The following is a 14,072-nucleotide window of genomic DNA, read 5'->3' as shown; positions in this document are numbered from 1 at the left end:
AGCATAAAGATCTAATCTAACATAAAAGTAACAGGGCCATCATTGGTAAAAGAGACTTTCATATCTGCACCAAAACGCCCTGTTTCAACCTTACTGTATTGAGCACGAACTTTATTCACAAAGTCATTAAATAAACGCTCTCCTTCTTCGGGAATGGCTGCAGTGGAAAACCCTGGACGCAGACCTTTCTTGGTTTCAGCAGCCAAGGTAAATTGCGATACCAGTAACACTCCACCGCCAACCTGCTGGACATTCAGGTTCATCTTACCCTCTGCATCACCAAACATACGGTATTTCAACAGTTTATCGGCCAATCGCTGAGTATCTGCTTGCGTATCACCTTTCTCGATACCGACTAATACCAGCTGCCCATGATCAATTGTACCAATGATTTCACCATCAACGACAACACTCGCGTTTAAGGCTCGCTGCACCAAGACTTTCATCCTTCTCTCCCTATACTTGCCAATGCTTACTCAGATCAATAAGACAAATGACTTTAACAAAGTCCAGAAAAAACAAAAGCGCCCGAAGGCGCTTCTGTCGCTCACGAATTCATTTACATGAATTCATTTGCTGCTGCTCTTTTTAAAGAATAGCTATTACTTACGACCAGCGCGTTTACGCTCGTTTTCAGTCAATAATTTTTTACGAATACGGATGCTTTCTGGTGTTACTTCTACCAATTCATCGTCTTCGATAAACTCAAGCGCTTGCTCAAGTGTATGACGAATAGGCGGAGTCAACGTCAAGGCTTCATCTGTACCAGAGGCACGCATGTTAGTTAACTGCTTACCTTTAACTGGGTTAACAGTTAAGTCATTATCACGTGAGTGAAGACCGATAACTTGACCTTCGTATACTTCAACCGCATGACCCAAGAATAAACGACCACGGCTTTGTAGGTTAAACAAAGCGAACGCTGCTGTTTTACCAGTAACCATACTGATCAATACACCATTCTGGCGGCTACCAACATCACCTTCTTTTACTGGACCATAATGGTCAAATACGCTGGTCATAATACCAGAGCCAGAAGTTAGTGTTAGGAACAAGCCACGGAAACCGATCAAACCACGAGAAGGCGTCATGAACTCAAGACGAACACGACCTTTACCATCTGGTTCCATGTTAGTTAACTCAGCTTTACGCAAGCCAAGTTCTTCCATGATAGAACCTTGATGCTGCTCTTCAACGTCGATAACTACTAGTTCAAATGGTTCGTGAATTTTGCCGTCTACTTCTTTTTTAACTACTTCAGGACGAGAAACACCCATCTCAAAGCCTTCACGACGCATAGTTTCGATCAATACAGAAAGGTGAAGCTCACCACGACCAGAAACGATGAATTTATCAGGTGTTTCGCCTTGGCGAACACGCAACGCTACGTTGTGGATAAGCTCACGATCAAGACGATCTGAGATATTACGAGTGGTAATGTATTTACCTTCTTTACCAGCAAACGGAGAGTCGTTAACCATGAAGGTCATGCTTACTGTTGGCTCGTCTACAGACAATGCAGGCAAAGCTTCAACACAAGCAGGATCACACAAAGTATCAGAGATACTTAGGCCATCGATACCAGTAATACAAACGATGTCACCCGCAGAGGCTTTATCAGTATCAACACGCGCTAGACCGTGGTAACCCTTAACGTTCAAGACTTTGCCTTTACGTTCTTTACCGTCTGCAGATTTTACAACTACTTGCTGGTTTGGAGACAAGCTACCACGTGTGATACGGCCTACACCGATAACACCAACATAACTGTCGTAATCCAATGCAGAAACCTGCATTTGGAAAGTCCCTTCAGGATCAACGTTTGGCACAGGAACGCTATCAAGAATCATTTGGTAAAGTGGCGTCATGTCTTCTGCCATATTTTCTGGATCATTACCAGAAATACCATTGATTGCAGAAGCATAGATAACAGGGAAATCTAGCTGCTCTTCGGTTGCACCAAGGCTGTCGAACAAATCAAAAACCTGATCCATAACCCAATCAGGACGAGCGCCTGGACGGTCAATTTTGTTGATAACAACAATAGGACGTAGGCCACGTTCAAATGCTTTTGATGTTACAAAACGAGTTTGTGGCATTGGGCCATCAACTGCGTCAACTAACAACAATACAGAATCAACCATAGATAATACGCGCTCAACCTCACCACCGAAGTCAGCGTGTCCAGGTGTATCTACGATATTAATACGGTAATCGTGCCACATAATTGACGTATTTTTCGCCAAAATGGTGATGCCACGTTCTTTCTCTTGATCGTTAGAGTCCATGATTCGTTCAGAACCTTGATCTTTACGATCTAGTGTGCCAGATTGGCTTAATAGCTGATCAACCAAGGTCGTTTTACCATGGTCAACGTGGGCAATAATAGCTACGTTACGTAACTTATTGATATCATTAGACATTTATAGTTCTCTGCATTTAGCGTGAGCAAAAAGATATACCGCCGCTTGATACGGGCAGGTATGCTCTTCAAGCGTCTCGGATCTTGGTGCGGGGTAAAATTGGCGCAATTGTACTCTTATATTGATAAATATCCCATAAAAGTGACAAAAAAAGTCCACAAAAATACTTCAATAAAGTAACAATGCGCTTTCATATAAAACGATAACATTCATATACTACAAAAATGCTACGGTTCATTAGTACTTAATTAAGGTAAATAAATACCTACGTTTTCATGCCCTTTACCAAGTAGGTAAGAGGCATGCATACGACTCATGACACCTTTGCCACAATAGAGCAAATGAGTCACATTTTTCTCTAATTCAGCCCAATTAGATTCCAGTGCAAAAAATGGAATCACTTTGACAGGACGACCACTTACTTTTAAAGGTCGATTGCTTGCTTCATCGGGATGACGAATATCAATAATCACTTCATCACCCACTGGCATACGTACAACAGGTACTTCACCCTGATACTGCTTAGCCACATCGTCCATCACATTTTGAATAGACATAACCTGAGCGTTTTCAATCGCGTGCTCTAATACCGCGAAATCAAAATTGGACTCTTGCTTCTCTACACGGTGCATTTTAGCGCGGGTAGTTGGCTTAACGGAAATAACACCACAAAACTCAGGCATACTGGCCGCAAAAGGTGCAGTACCGATTTCTATGGCCTTGTCTATGATGACCTGCTTATTCGTAGTGATCAAAGGACGAAGCACTAACTCTTCCGTCACTTGATCGATGACTTTTAAATTCATCAAGGTTTGGCTGGATACTTGAGCAACACTTTCGCCCGTCACCAAAGCTTTCGCTCCGACTTCTGTCATTAGCTGAGAAGCAGCACGCAACATCATACGTTTTAGAATCACCCCCATCTCTGCGTTATCGACTTTGGTTAAGATCTCGCCAACAACCGCCTCGAAAGGCACGGTGATGAATTTAACATTTAACGCCGAACCGTATTTTTCCCAAATGAAGTTGGAAACTTGTTTTACGCCGATTTCATGCGCATCACCGCCAAGATTAAAAAAGCAAAAGTGCGTTTTCAATCCTCGGCTCATCGTTAAAAAAGAGCTAACAGTAGAATCGTATCCACCAGACATTAATGACAACACAGAATCTTGCGACCCAAGCGGATAACCACCCAGGCCTTCTTCACGTTGTTCGATCATCCATACTCGGTTATCACGAATATCGATGGGCACTAATACTTCGGGATTTTTTAAGCGAACAGCCAAAGCACCGCAACGTGCTTTTAAGCAGCCACCAATATGTCTTTCTGCATCAACCGAAGTAAAGTCATGATGTCCGACACGTTTAACTCTAACCGCAAACACAGCATCTTTAATAACATCACCATAAGAAACGATAGCCTGTTCTACAATGTCATCAAGATCAACTAATGGAAATTCACGGACGAATTGAAAATGAGCAATGCCTGCTATATTAGAAAGTGACTGTATAAAATCTTCTCGTAATTCATCCCTATCGGAAAACACTTCAATAAAATCCCAATTGCCAGAAACAACTACATCGGCATCGTGCTTTTTAAGAACCAACTTAACATTATGTCGAAGCTGTTTAATAAAAGCCTTTCTAACTGGACGACTTTTAATGGTGATTTCTGCAAAAAACTTAACAATAAATTTCATAGGGGTTGCGATTTATACCGGATATTTGAAAGGCGCATAGTATAAAGAAAAGCCCGTAGATACGAAAACGCTAAATTCGCACCAATACGGAACAAAATGCCGTACAAGCGATCTAAAGTGGTGCATATTAACTTTTTTAAAGGCTAGATTTAGCCACCATTGAGTGCGCCATTTAATTAATAATGCTTATCCTATTGTAATATAAGGAATTATTAGGCCGCACAAAATTCTGGCACAAGTTATGCTTTATATTCGTCAAATGGCGCTTTATATTGAAGCACCCTATAAACGAAAATTAATTTCGCTTTAACTACGACTGGAGAACAACTATGTCAAACAAGACCCTTGCCTTGATTGCTGAGCATGACGCGAAGTGGGTTGACCTTCGCTTTACCGACTTTAAAGGTAAAGAACAACACGTAACTATTCCAGCTATTACGGTAGATGAAGAGTTTTTTGAAAACGGTCAGATGTTTGATGGTTCATCCATTACTGGCTGGAAAGGCATCAACGAGTCTGACATGATCATGTCACCTCAAGATGATACCGCTGTTATGGATCCTTTCACTGAAGAGTCTACTGTAATTGTTCGCTGTAACGTTATTGAACCTTCTACTATGCAAGGCTACGATCGTGACCCACGCTCTGTTGCTCTTCGCGCAGAAGAGTTCCTTAAGTCAACAGGTCTTGGTGATACAGCTTTCTTTGGTCCAGAGCCAGAATTCTTCATCTTTGATGATGTAAAATGGAAAACTGACATGTCAGGTTGTTCTGTAGAGATCAACTCTGAAGAAGCAGCTTGGTCTTCTAATAAGAAGTTTGAAGGCGGCAACATGGGCCACCGTCCTTTCGTAAAAGGCGGCTATTTCCCAGTACCACCAGTTGATTCTCATCACGATCTTCGTGGCGCTATGTGTAACGCTATGGAAAGTATGGGTCTTGTAATTGAAGTTCACCACCACGAAGTGGCAACTGCTGGACAAAACGAAATCGGTGTTAAATTCAACACTCTAGTTAAAAAAGCAGACGAAGTTCAAATTCTTAAGTACTGCGTACACAACGTAGCTCACGCTTACGGTAAAACAGCGACTTTCATGCCTAAACCAATCGTTGGTGACAACGGTTCTGGTATGCACGTTCACCAGTCTTTCTGGAAGAACGGCGAAAACCAATTCGCTGGCGACCAGTACGCTGGCCTATCTGAAATGGCGCTTTACTACATCGGTGGTATCATCAAGCACGCTAAAGCACTGAATGCGTTCACTAACGCTTCAACTAACTCTTACAAGCGTCTTGTACCTCACTTCGAAGCTCCAGTAATGCTTGCATACTCTGCTCGTAACCGTTCTGCTTCTATCCGTATCCCATACGTTTCAAGCCCTAAAGGCAAACGTATTGAAGCTCGTTTCCCTGATCCAACCGCTAACCCATACCTAGCATTCGCAGCTATGTTGATGGCTGGTATCGACGGTATCAAAAACAAGATTCACCCTGGTGATGCAGCAGATAAAGATTTGTACGACCTTCCAGCTGAAGAAGCTCATGCAATTCCACAGGTTGCTGCTAGCCTAGAAGAAGCGCTTAAGTGCCTAGACGAAGATCGCGCATTCTTGACTCAAGGTGGCGTTTTCTCTGATGACATGATCAACGCTTACATCGAACTTAAAACAGCTGAAGCTCGTCGTGTATCTATGACGACTCACCCACTTGAGTTCGAACTTTACTACAGCGCTTAATATTTAAACTGCTAAGTAAACACTAAAGCCTCGACCTAGTTCGGGGCTTTTTTTTCACTAACGCTTTCTTAGTTTTTTATTGCCCAGCTTTTATAGATCTTTTTTGTACGACTTTATTTACACGGCTTTTCATTGCACAACTTTTTTTTGCACGGCTTTTTACTGCACAAAAGTAAACACCATTATCAACATGCACTATAATTGTGCATTGAACTTTTTTAGTTAATACAAAGACCTTAATAAATAAGCCATTTCGAACTGCCCAATGTTGGTTCGCTTTTTGCAACTATTATTAAAGGAAACCATAAAAGCAGGAGTCAATAGAGAGGCACTGTCTGTGTATAGCTTATTAATCGACCATTTATCCACTGCGGTTGTTCAATTGAACGACAACCTTGAGATCGAGTATCTAAACCCTGCTGCTGAAATGTTGTTGGCTGTGAGCCGACGCCGAATTTATGGCAATGACATTGGCGCCGCATTCCGTGAAGACGAAGAAAGTATTCAGGCCTTGCATGCAGCAATAGAGTCTGGCCATCCGTTTACTAAACGCGAGGCGGAAATAGAGTGCAGCAATAATAAAAAACTTTTTTGTGACTATACCGTCACACCCATCATGGGCACGTCGAATGATACAGAAAGCCTCATTATAGAGCTGTACCCACGTGACAGAATGAAGCGCATCTCACAAGAGGATGAAATCATAGCGAACCATGAAAGTAGTAAAGAGTTGGTTCGCGGTTTAGCCCATGAAATTAAAAACCCATTAGGTGGTATTCGTGGTGCCGCACAATTGATTAGTCGCGCCTTTACTGACGAAGCACTAAACGATTACACACAAGTCATCATTGAAGAATCCGATCGGTTACGTGATCTTGTTGACCGCTTATTAGGCCCAAGACAACTACCTAAAAACAAACCGCTCAATATTCACAAAGTAATTGAACGTGTTAGACAACTTATTTCTGTCGAAACAGACAACCAAATTGAACTAATCCGAGATTACGACCCTAGCATTCCAGATTTAATAGGCGACGAATCTCAGTTAATACAAGCATTACTGAATGTCACAAGAAATGCCATGCAAGCGCTGATGGATGATGAAGATAATCGTCATAAAACTATTCATATGGTGACCCGTGCGTTACGTCAATTCACCATCGGCTCTAAACGTCATCGCTTAGTGTGCAAAATCAGCATCATAGATAATGGTCCAGGCATACCTGAAGGTATTCTCAAAACGCTATTTTACCCCATGGTCAGCGGGCGAGCCGATGGTACAGGCTTAGGACTGTCTATCGCACAATCCGTTATTCATCAGCACCACGGCATTATTGAATGTAACAGTTACCCAAAAAAAACCGAATTTAATATATTAATTCCCATTGAGACGACAGTCCAAGACCAGGAGAAACACTCATGACACCAGAAGAAACCGTATGGATTGTTGACGACGATCGTTCTATTCGCTGGGTACTAGAGAAGACATTAGAACAAGAAGGGATCCAATGTCGCTTGTTTGATTCCGCTGAAAACCTTGTCAACATGATTGATAAAGAGCAACCAAGTGCCATTATCAGTGATATCCGTATGCCAGGCATGGACGGCTTAAAACTGCTCGAAAAACTACAAAAAGATCACCCTTATTTACCTGTTATTATTATGACTGCGCACTCTGATCTTGAAAGCGCTGTCGCGTCTTACCAAGGTGGTGCTTTCGAATATTTACCTAAACCTTTCGATGTAGAAGAAGCAGTAAGCCTTGTTAAGCGTGCCATGCTGCATCACCGCAACGCAAGACCAAGTACTGACAACATGGAAGTGGCAGAAGAAGAGCCACAAGTCGATAAAGAAATAATTGGCGAAGCGCCGGCTATGCAGGAAGTTTTCCGCGCTATTGGTCGCCTCGCAAATTCAAACATTACTGTCTTAATAAACGGTGAATCTGGTACAGGTAAAGAATTGGTTGCTCAAGCATTACATACTCATAGCCCAAGAGCCGCTAACCCATTTATCGCTTTAAACATGGCAGCCATTCCACACGACTTAATCGAGTCGGAATTATTTGGCCATGAGAAAGGCGCGTTCACAGGTGCAAACACTCAACGTCGCGGCCGCTTCGAACAAGCCAACGGCGGTACGCTTTTCCTAGACGAAATTGGTGATATGCCAGCTGAAACACAAACTCGTTTATTACGCGTTTTAGCAGATGGTGAGTTTTATCGCGTTGGTGGTCATACTCCAGTCAAAGTTGACGTTCGTATCATTGCCGCTACACATCAAAACTTGGAAAATTTGGTCAAAAAAGGCTCGTTCCGTGAAGACTTATTCCATCGCCTAAACGTCATCCGTATACATTTGCCTAAGTTAGCAGAGCGTCGCGAAGACATTCCAAAACTCGCTCGTCACTTTTTAAGCCGTGCCGCGGATGAGCTTTCTGTTGAACCAAAACAACTTACCAAAGAAACAGAAAACTACCTTACTCAGCTTGAATGGCCGGGTAACGTTCGCCAGCTGGAAAATACCTGTCGTTGGTTGATTGTTATGGCATCAGGCCGTGAGGTCTTGGTGGAAGATTTACCACCAGAATTACTTGCTGCGGTTCCTCACGAACAACCTTTTGCCTCATGGGAAGAAGCGCTTAAGAATTGGGTGGACAGCACATTGGCATCAGGTCAGAAAGGCATTCTTGATCAAGCTGTTCCAAAGTTTGAACGCATTATGATAGAAACAGCCCTTGCGCATACTGGCGGACGCCGCCGTGATGCTTCATTACTACTAGGCTGGGGACGTAACACTTTAACTCGTAAAATTAAAGAGTTGAATATTGATCACGCCGAGCAAGATGAAGATTAAAATTAACCAAGTGTAAGAAAATGAGTGCAGGCAAAACTATATGTAATTTGCCTGCATTATCTCAGCTTTCTACCATTTTTGACTTGCTTTTACGGACACAATCCCCTACTAATTAAAGACAACTAATTGGTCATTAATAAACGGGAAACTAGTTATGTATCCAACACTCCAGTCCATGGGTATCACCAGCATACAGGACATTGAAAAATTCACTTTGCGTTACGAAGGTGGACACGACGTACTAAAAATTTATTACCGCCGCGAAAAAGGCTCATTGCTTCCTAAAAGTAAAAAATTCAAGTTTGGTCGCTCAACCAAAACCGTATTAGCGGATGGTGGCCAACAAACATACCGTCAAGTTCAAGAACCTTCCCTGATCGTTTTACGAGCAATGGAAGAGCTAGAACAAATCGTCGGCAAACAACACGAAAGTAAAGCGACAAAAGCTGATTTGATCAAAGAGCTAGAGCACTTAGAAAAAGTAGTGAATAGCAAGATCAATGAGATCAAAGAAAAAATTGATTCTATGCAATAACAGAGTAATAACAGTCTATTTGCAGACTCACTAGCAGGAACGCCTTTCTTGCGATCAAGACAAAACGTTTAGATCATTAATTGAAAGGTATACCTGCTAGCTCCATTTAAAAAATCCCGCTACAATCCGATCCTCTGCGTTTTTCCATACATTTTTATAAGCTTATTTATATGCATCTTGTAACATCCGTTGAAGAACTTGCCGATATCATCCGACAAGGTGGCATTGTCGCCTATCCAACTGAAGCGGTTTGGGGTTTAGGCTGCGACCCCTTTAATGAATCTGCAGTAAGACGTATTTTAACGCTTAAATCCCGTCCAGAATCAAAAGGACTTATTCTAGTGGCGGGTGCACAAGAGGAATTATCCCCTTGGCTCGCTACATTAGATCCTAAAGCAGCACAGCGCCTGATAAGCCTAAACGAGACACCAACCTCTTGGGTTGTTCCTGATACAACTATCGCTCCAAGCTGGGTGAGAGGCGAACACCAAAGCGTGGCTATACGTCTCTCACAACATCAACCCGTACAACGACTATGTGCAGCCTTTCAAGGGGTAATTGTTTCTACATCCGCAAACCCTGCGGGACTAGAACCCGCCATGAGTGCAGAAGAAGTGAATGGATATTTTGGTGATAAAATTGATGCTATTTTTAACGCATCATTAGGTGACGCCTCGCAACCCTCAAAGGTTCGAGACATTTTGACTGACACGCTTTTTAGAGCTTAAACCTTTTTTATTCAATAAGAACTTTCTATTCATCAGAGCTTACAAAAAATAGCTCAAAGACCGTTTAAACTATGACGTTAAGCGAACTTCCTGTGCAAAAGCGTCTTTTTTATCCACAGCAATAAAAAAGCGGCGATTCATTTTTGTATAAATGAAACGCCGCTTTGATTTATCAGCACTTATAATCAAGCGCCTTTAGTTAAATATTGCTTCTAGTGACCGCCTAGATAGGCTTCACGCACTTCTGGGTTAACCAATAACTCAGCACCGGTTCCCGTCATACGTATCTCACCATTCACCATTACATAGCCACGGTTAGCCAGTTTCAGCGCATGATTGGCATTCTGCTCTACCAAGAAGATTGTCATACCCGTACTAGCCACATCTTTCAAGATCTGAAAGATTTGCTTAACGATAATTGGCGCCAAACCTAGACTAGGCTCATCCAACAAAAGCAATTTTGGGCGACTCATCAAGGCACGCGCAATAGCCAACATTTGCTGCTCACCACCAGACATAGTTGAAGCACGCTGATTACGACGCTCCAACAGCCGAGGGAATAACTCAAACATATGCTGCATGTCTTCTTCAGCATGATCCATACCGATTGGAATCGTCCCCATTAGCAAATTCTCTTCTACTGACATACTAGGAAAGATACGGCGACCTTCTGGCGATTGAGCCAAGCCATGCGATGCAACATAGTGAGCCGATTTTTGCGAAATATCTTCGCCTCGATAAATAATCTCACCAGAAGAAATACGCGGCTGCCCAAAAATAGACATCAACAAGGTAGATTTACCTGCGCCATTTGCTCCGATTAAGGTAACAATTTCACCTTCCGTTACTGTCAAAGAGACTTTTTTCAAAGCTTGAATGGGGCCGTAATGAACGTCTACGTCTTTAAATTCCATCAATGTAGTCATAGCGTTACCTCCTCACCTTCTTCTGCACCAAGGTAAGCCGCAATAACCTTAGGATTACTCTTAATGTCATCTGGACCACCTTTTGCTATAACTTCACCGTGATCCAACACAACGATGTAATCAGAGATATCCATAACCATCCCCATATCGTGCTCGATCAATAACACTGTCGTATTGTGCTCATCACGCAATACACGAATCATCTTGGTCAAAGCTTCTGTTTCAGAGGGGTTTAAACCTGCTGCAGGTTCATCCAGGCAAACGATCTCAGGATTGGTACACATAGCACGGGCAATTTCTAAACGACGCTGCTGACCATAAGAAAGCTCCCCAGCCAAGCGGTTAGCTGAATCCACAAGATCCACAACACCCAACCAATAAAATACGCGTTCTAAAGCTTCTTCTTCGGCCTTTCTATAGGCTTTTGTATTCAAAATACCAGCAATCAAGCTACGGTTAACGCGCATATGCTGAGCAACCAGTAAGTTCTCAACCACCGACATTTCTTTGAATAAACGAATATTCTGAAATGTTCGAGATAAACCAGCACGGTTTACAAGGTGGGATCCGCCAAACATTTTGTACTTAAGACGAGCAAAAAAAGCGAATGGAGAAATAAAGTCTGTCGCTTGGAAAGGTTCGCCAAGTACTTTAATAATGCTGGTCTCTTTGCCGCCAGCCGACAAAAGAATCTTGCCTCCAGTCGCTTTATAGAAACCCGTTAGGCAGTTAAACACAGTGGTTTTACCTGCCCCGTTTGGCCCAATCAGAGCCGAAACAGAACCGCGTTTAATATCAAAGGTCACATCATTCAGCGCTTTAATACCACCAAAGTGCATCACCAAGTTTTCAACAGCTAAAATATTTTCTTGGTTCATTTAACCACCCCTTTTCTCGCAGCAAAACCTGTTCGAGTAACACGAACAATACCTCGAGGTTTCCAAATCATCATCACTACCATCAAAATACCAAACATCAATACACGATATTCTGCGAACTCCCTTAACACTTCAGGCAATACAGTCAAACAGAAAGCGGCAATTACGACACCTAATGTAGAACCCATACCACCCAGCACCACGATAGCCAAAATCAAAGCCGATTCGAAGAAAGTAAACGAAGATGGATTTACGAAGCCTTGGTAGGTTGCAAAAAACACACCTGCTAAGCCACCAGTTGATGCACCTAACATAAAGGCAGAAAGTTTCACCAACACATGGTTTAAACCTAATGAGCGACAAGCTATTTCATCTTCACGAAGCGCTTCCCATGCACGACCAATTGGCATTTTTACTAAACGATGTTTGATAAAAAGCACAGCCCAAACAACCGCGAACAACACGATATAAATAAACATGTATTTGTAAGCGGAATCATAAGGAATATTGAAAAACTCGTGGAAGGTTTGCCCATCACTGGATCGACGCTTAAACTCCAATCCAAAGAATGTTGGCAATGGGGCTGAAACACCGTTTGGTCCGTGAGTAAAAGACGCCCAGTTAGTCAGAATAAGACGAATTATTTCCCCAAAACCTAGCGTAACAATCGCCAAATAGTCACCGTGCATTCGCAACACAGGGAAGCCTAAAATGGCACCAGCGACCGCAGCCATTAGTGCTGCAATAGGCAACATTGACCAGAAGCCAAGTCCAAGGTTTTCATAACCCAATGCTAGACCATAAGCCCCGATGGCATAGAAACCAACAAAACCCAAATCTAATAAGCCAGCCAAGCCGACAACAATATTAAGACCAAGACCTAGTAATACGTATATCAAACCAAGAATAACAACAGTAAGGACATATTTTGATGCGATAAAAGGCACCAATAGGCCAATTGCTATCACCAAAGGAATAATCCATACCATTTTAGACTTATGTCCAGGTTTAAGAACTTCTACGCCTTCATCGTTATTAGCATAACGAAAAGCCATTGCAATGCCTTTTTCTGTCTGAAAAAAGCTAGACATAATAAAACGACCAACAGCAACAGCAGCGACCATCCAAGCCACTCGTACAAATTCTGTATTAAAACCATAACCATCTAGTACAACACCGACAATTGGTCCGAATAGAACAAGAGCCATAAAACCGGCAATAAGGGCATCAATACTACTTTTCTTAAAATTTATTCCTACAGCTTGGCTCATTTATACTTTCTCCACTTCAGGTTTGCCGAGAAGGCCACTTGGGCGAATAATCAAAATGAGAACTAATAAAGAGAATGAAAATACATCTTTATAATCAGAACTAATCAACCCAGCAAACAAAGCCTCGGACAATCCAAGAATCAGCCCACCTAACATGGCTCCAGGTAAAGACCCAATACCACCCAACACTGCCGCGGTAAAGGCTTTAATACCAATAATAAAACCAACATAAAAATCAAATGCGCCGTAATCTAGGGTAACCAATACACCAGCTAATGCCGCCATCACGGCACCAATAACGAAAACGGTTGAGATAACTTTGTCTGTATCTATGCCCAAAATAGAGGCCATTTTTCGGTCTTGCTGAGTCGCTCGACACATACGACCAAGTTTTGTTTTTTGGATAACATAGGTAAGTACACCCATGCCTAAAATGGAAATGAACAAAATTAACAATTTCATATAAGTGATCTGCACAAAGCCATCACCTACGTGAAAACGCAATGCACCGGTTAAAAGAGTCGGCACACCTTGTTGGTTAGCACCCTGACTAAGCTGCACATAGTTTTGCAAAATCAGTGACATACCAATTGCAGAAATCAATACAGACAAACGACTAGAGCTTCGCAATGGACGGTATGCGATACGTTCAATAACCCACCCATATGCGCCAGTGACAGCAACAGTAAGAAACAGCGTGCCGACAAGAATAATAGGAAAAGATTCGATACCGAAAAAAGTTAAAAGAGCTAGAGCAATAGCGGTGATATAAGCTGACACCATGTAAACATCGCCATGAGCGAAGTTAATCATGCCGATAATGCCATACACCATGGTGTAACCGATCGCAATGAGTCCATAAACAGAACCAAGGGTAAGACCGTTTACCAGCTGCTGGAGAACGATATCCATCGTAAGACCTCGTGGGAATTTTTTAGTAGAGAGAACATATTTACCAGCGCAATCCTTGGCTGGTAAATATGTGTCGGTTATTACAGAAATGTTAGAAGTAAAAGAAA

At 42.4% G+C, this 14,072-nt stretch carries 12 protein-coding genes; 5 read left to right on the top strand and 7 right to left on the bottom strand.

The features are described from left to right. Positions 1–11 precede the first annotated feature (11 nt). The 3 genes from dtd to thiI form a co-directional block, all read right to left on the bottom strand. Positions 12–446 carry a D-aminoacyl-tRNA deacylase gene (gene dtd / locus BUA59_RS06755; protein ID WP_072838951.1) on the bottom strand — a complete coding sequence of 145 codons (435 nt, stop codon included), beginning with the start codon at positions 444–446 and terminating at the stop codon, positions 12–14. Between the two features lie 156 nt (positions 447–602). Next, entirely contained in the window at positions 603–2,423 is a 1,821-nt protein-coding gene (gene typA / locus BUA59_RS06750) for a translational GTPase TypA (protein WP_072838950.1), read from the bottom strand. A 248-nt stretch (positions 2,424–2,671) separates the two neighbouring features. Next, positions 2,672–4,123, bottom strand: coding sequence for a tRNA uracil 4-sulfurtransferase ThiI (gene thiI / locus BUA59_RS06745; protein ID WP_072838949.1), 1,452 nt, complete (start codon positions 4,121–4,123; stop codon positions 2,672–2,674). A 329-nt stretch (positions 4,124–4,452) separates the two neighbouring features. Between thiI and glnA the strand changes: the two genes are divergently transcribed. The 5 genes from glnA (at position 4,453) to tsaC (ending at position 9,978) form a co-directional block, all read left to right on the top strand. Then, entirely contained in the window at positions 4,453–5,859 is a 1,407-nt protein-coding gene (gene glnA, locus BUA59_RS06740; protein WP_072838948.1) for a glutamate--ammonia ligase, read from the top strand. 337 nt (positions 5,860–6,196) lie between these two features. Continuing rightward, positions 6,197–7,282 (top strand): nitrogen regulation protein NR(II), encoded by a 1,086-nt coding sequence (glnL, locus tag BUA59_RS06735; protein WP_084122251.1) that lies wholly within the window; start codon positions 6,197–6,199, stop codon positions 7,280–7,282. After that, positions 7,279–8,715 carry a nitrogen regulation protein NR(I) gene (ntrC, locus tag BUA59_RS06730; protein ID WP_072838947.1) on the top strand — a complete coding sequence of 479 codons (1,437 nt, stop codon included), beginning with the start codon at positions 7,279–7,281 and terminating at the stop codon, positions 8,713–8,715. Before glnL ends, ntrC begins: the two co-directional genes overlap by 4 nt. A gap of 154 nt (positions 8,716–8,869) precedes the next feature. After that, the gene (locus BUA59_RS06725; RefSeq protein WP_072838946.1) at positions 8,870–9,250 is read left to right on the top strand and encodes a DUF3461 family protein; all 381 of its coding nucleotides are present in this window, start codon (positions 8,870–8,872) and stop codon (positions 9,248–9,250) included. Between the two features lie 170 nt (positions 9,251–9,420). Further along, entirely contained in the window at positions 9,421–9,978 is a 558-nt protein-coding gene (gene tsaC / locus BUA59_RS06720; RefSeq protein ID WP_072838945.1) for an L-threonylcarbamoyladenylate synthase type 1 TsaC, read from the top strand. A 212-nt stretch (positions 9,979–10,190) separates the two neighbouring features. Here the strand turns inward: tsaC and BUA59_RS06715 are convergent, their stop codons facing one another. From BUA59_RS06715 to BUA59_RS06700, 4 genes are read right to left on the bottom strand one after another with little or no spacing between them, the layout of a single operon-like run. Then, positions 10,191–10,904 (bottom strand): ABC transporter ATP-binding protein, encoded by a 714-nt coding sequence (locus BUA59_RS06715; protein WP_072838944.1) that lies wholly within the window; start codon positions 10,902–10,904, stop codon positions 10,191–10,193. Next, positions 10,901–11,782, bottom strand: a complete 882-nt coding sequence (locus BUA59_RS06710) for an ABC transporter ATP-binding protein (protein WP_072838943.1) — start codon at positions 11,780–11,782, stop codon at positions 10,901–10,903. The genes BUA59_RS06715 and BUA59_RS06710 overlap by 4 nt, the downstream gene beginning before the upstream one ends. After that, positions 11,779–13,053, bottom strand: coding sequence for a high-affinity branched-chain amino acid ABC transporter permease LivM (gene livM, locus BUA59_RS06705; RefSeq protein WP_072838942.1), 1,275 nt, complete (start codon positions 13,051–13,053; stop codon positions 11,779–11,781). Before livM ends, BUA59_RS06710 begins: the two co-directional genes overlap by 4 nt. After that, positions 13,054–13,965: an ABC transporter permease subunit gene (locus tag BUA59_RS06700; RefSeq protein ID WP_072838941.1), complete on the bottom strand. Its 912-nt coding sequence runs from the start codon at positions 13,963–13,965 to the stop codon at positions 13,054–13,056. It lies immediately after the preceding gene. Positions 13,966–14,072: the final 107 nt, after the last annotated feature.

The sequence above is a fragment of the Marinomonas polaris DSM 16579 genome (assembly GCF_900129155.1).
Lineage (GTDB): Bacteria > Pseudomonadota > Gammaproteobacteria > Pseudomonadales > Marinomonadaceae > Marinomonas > Marinomonas polaris.
Note: the sequence above shows the minus strand (reverse complement) of the source record. Positions and strands in the feature narration are given on the sequence as shown.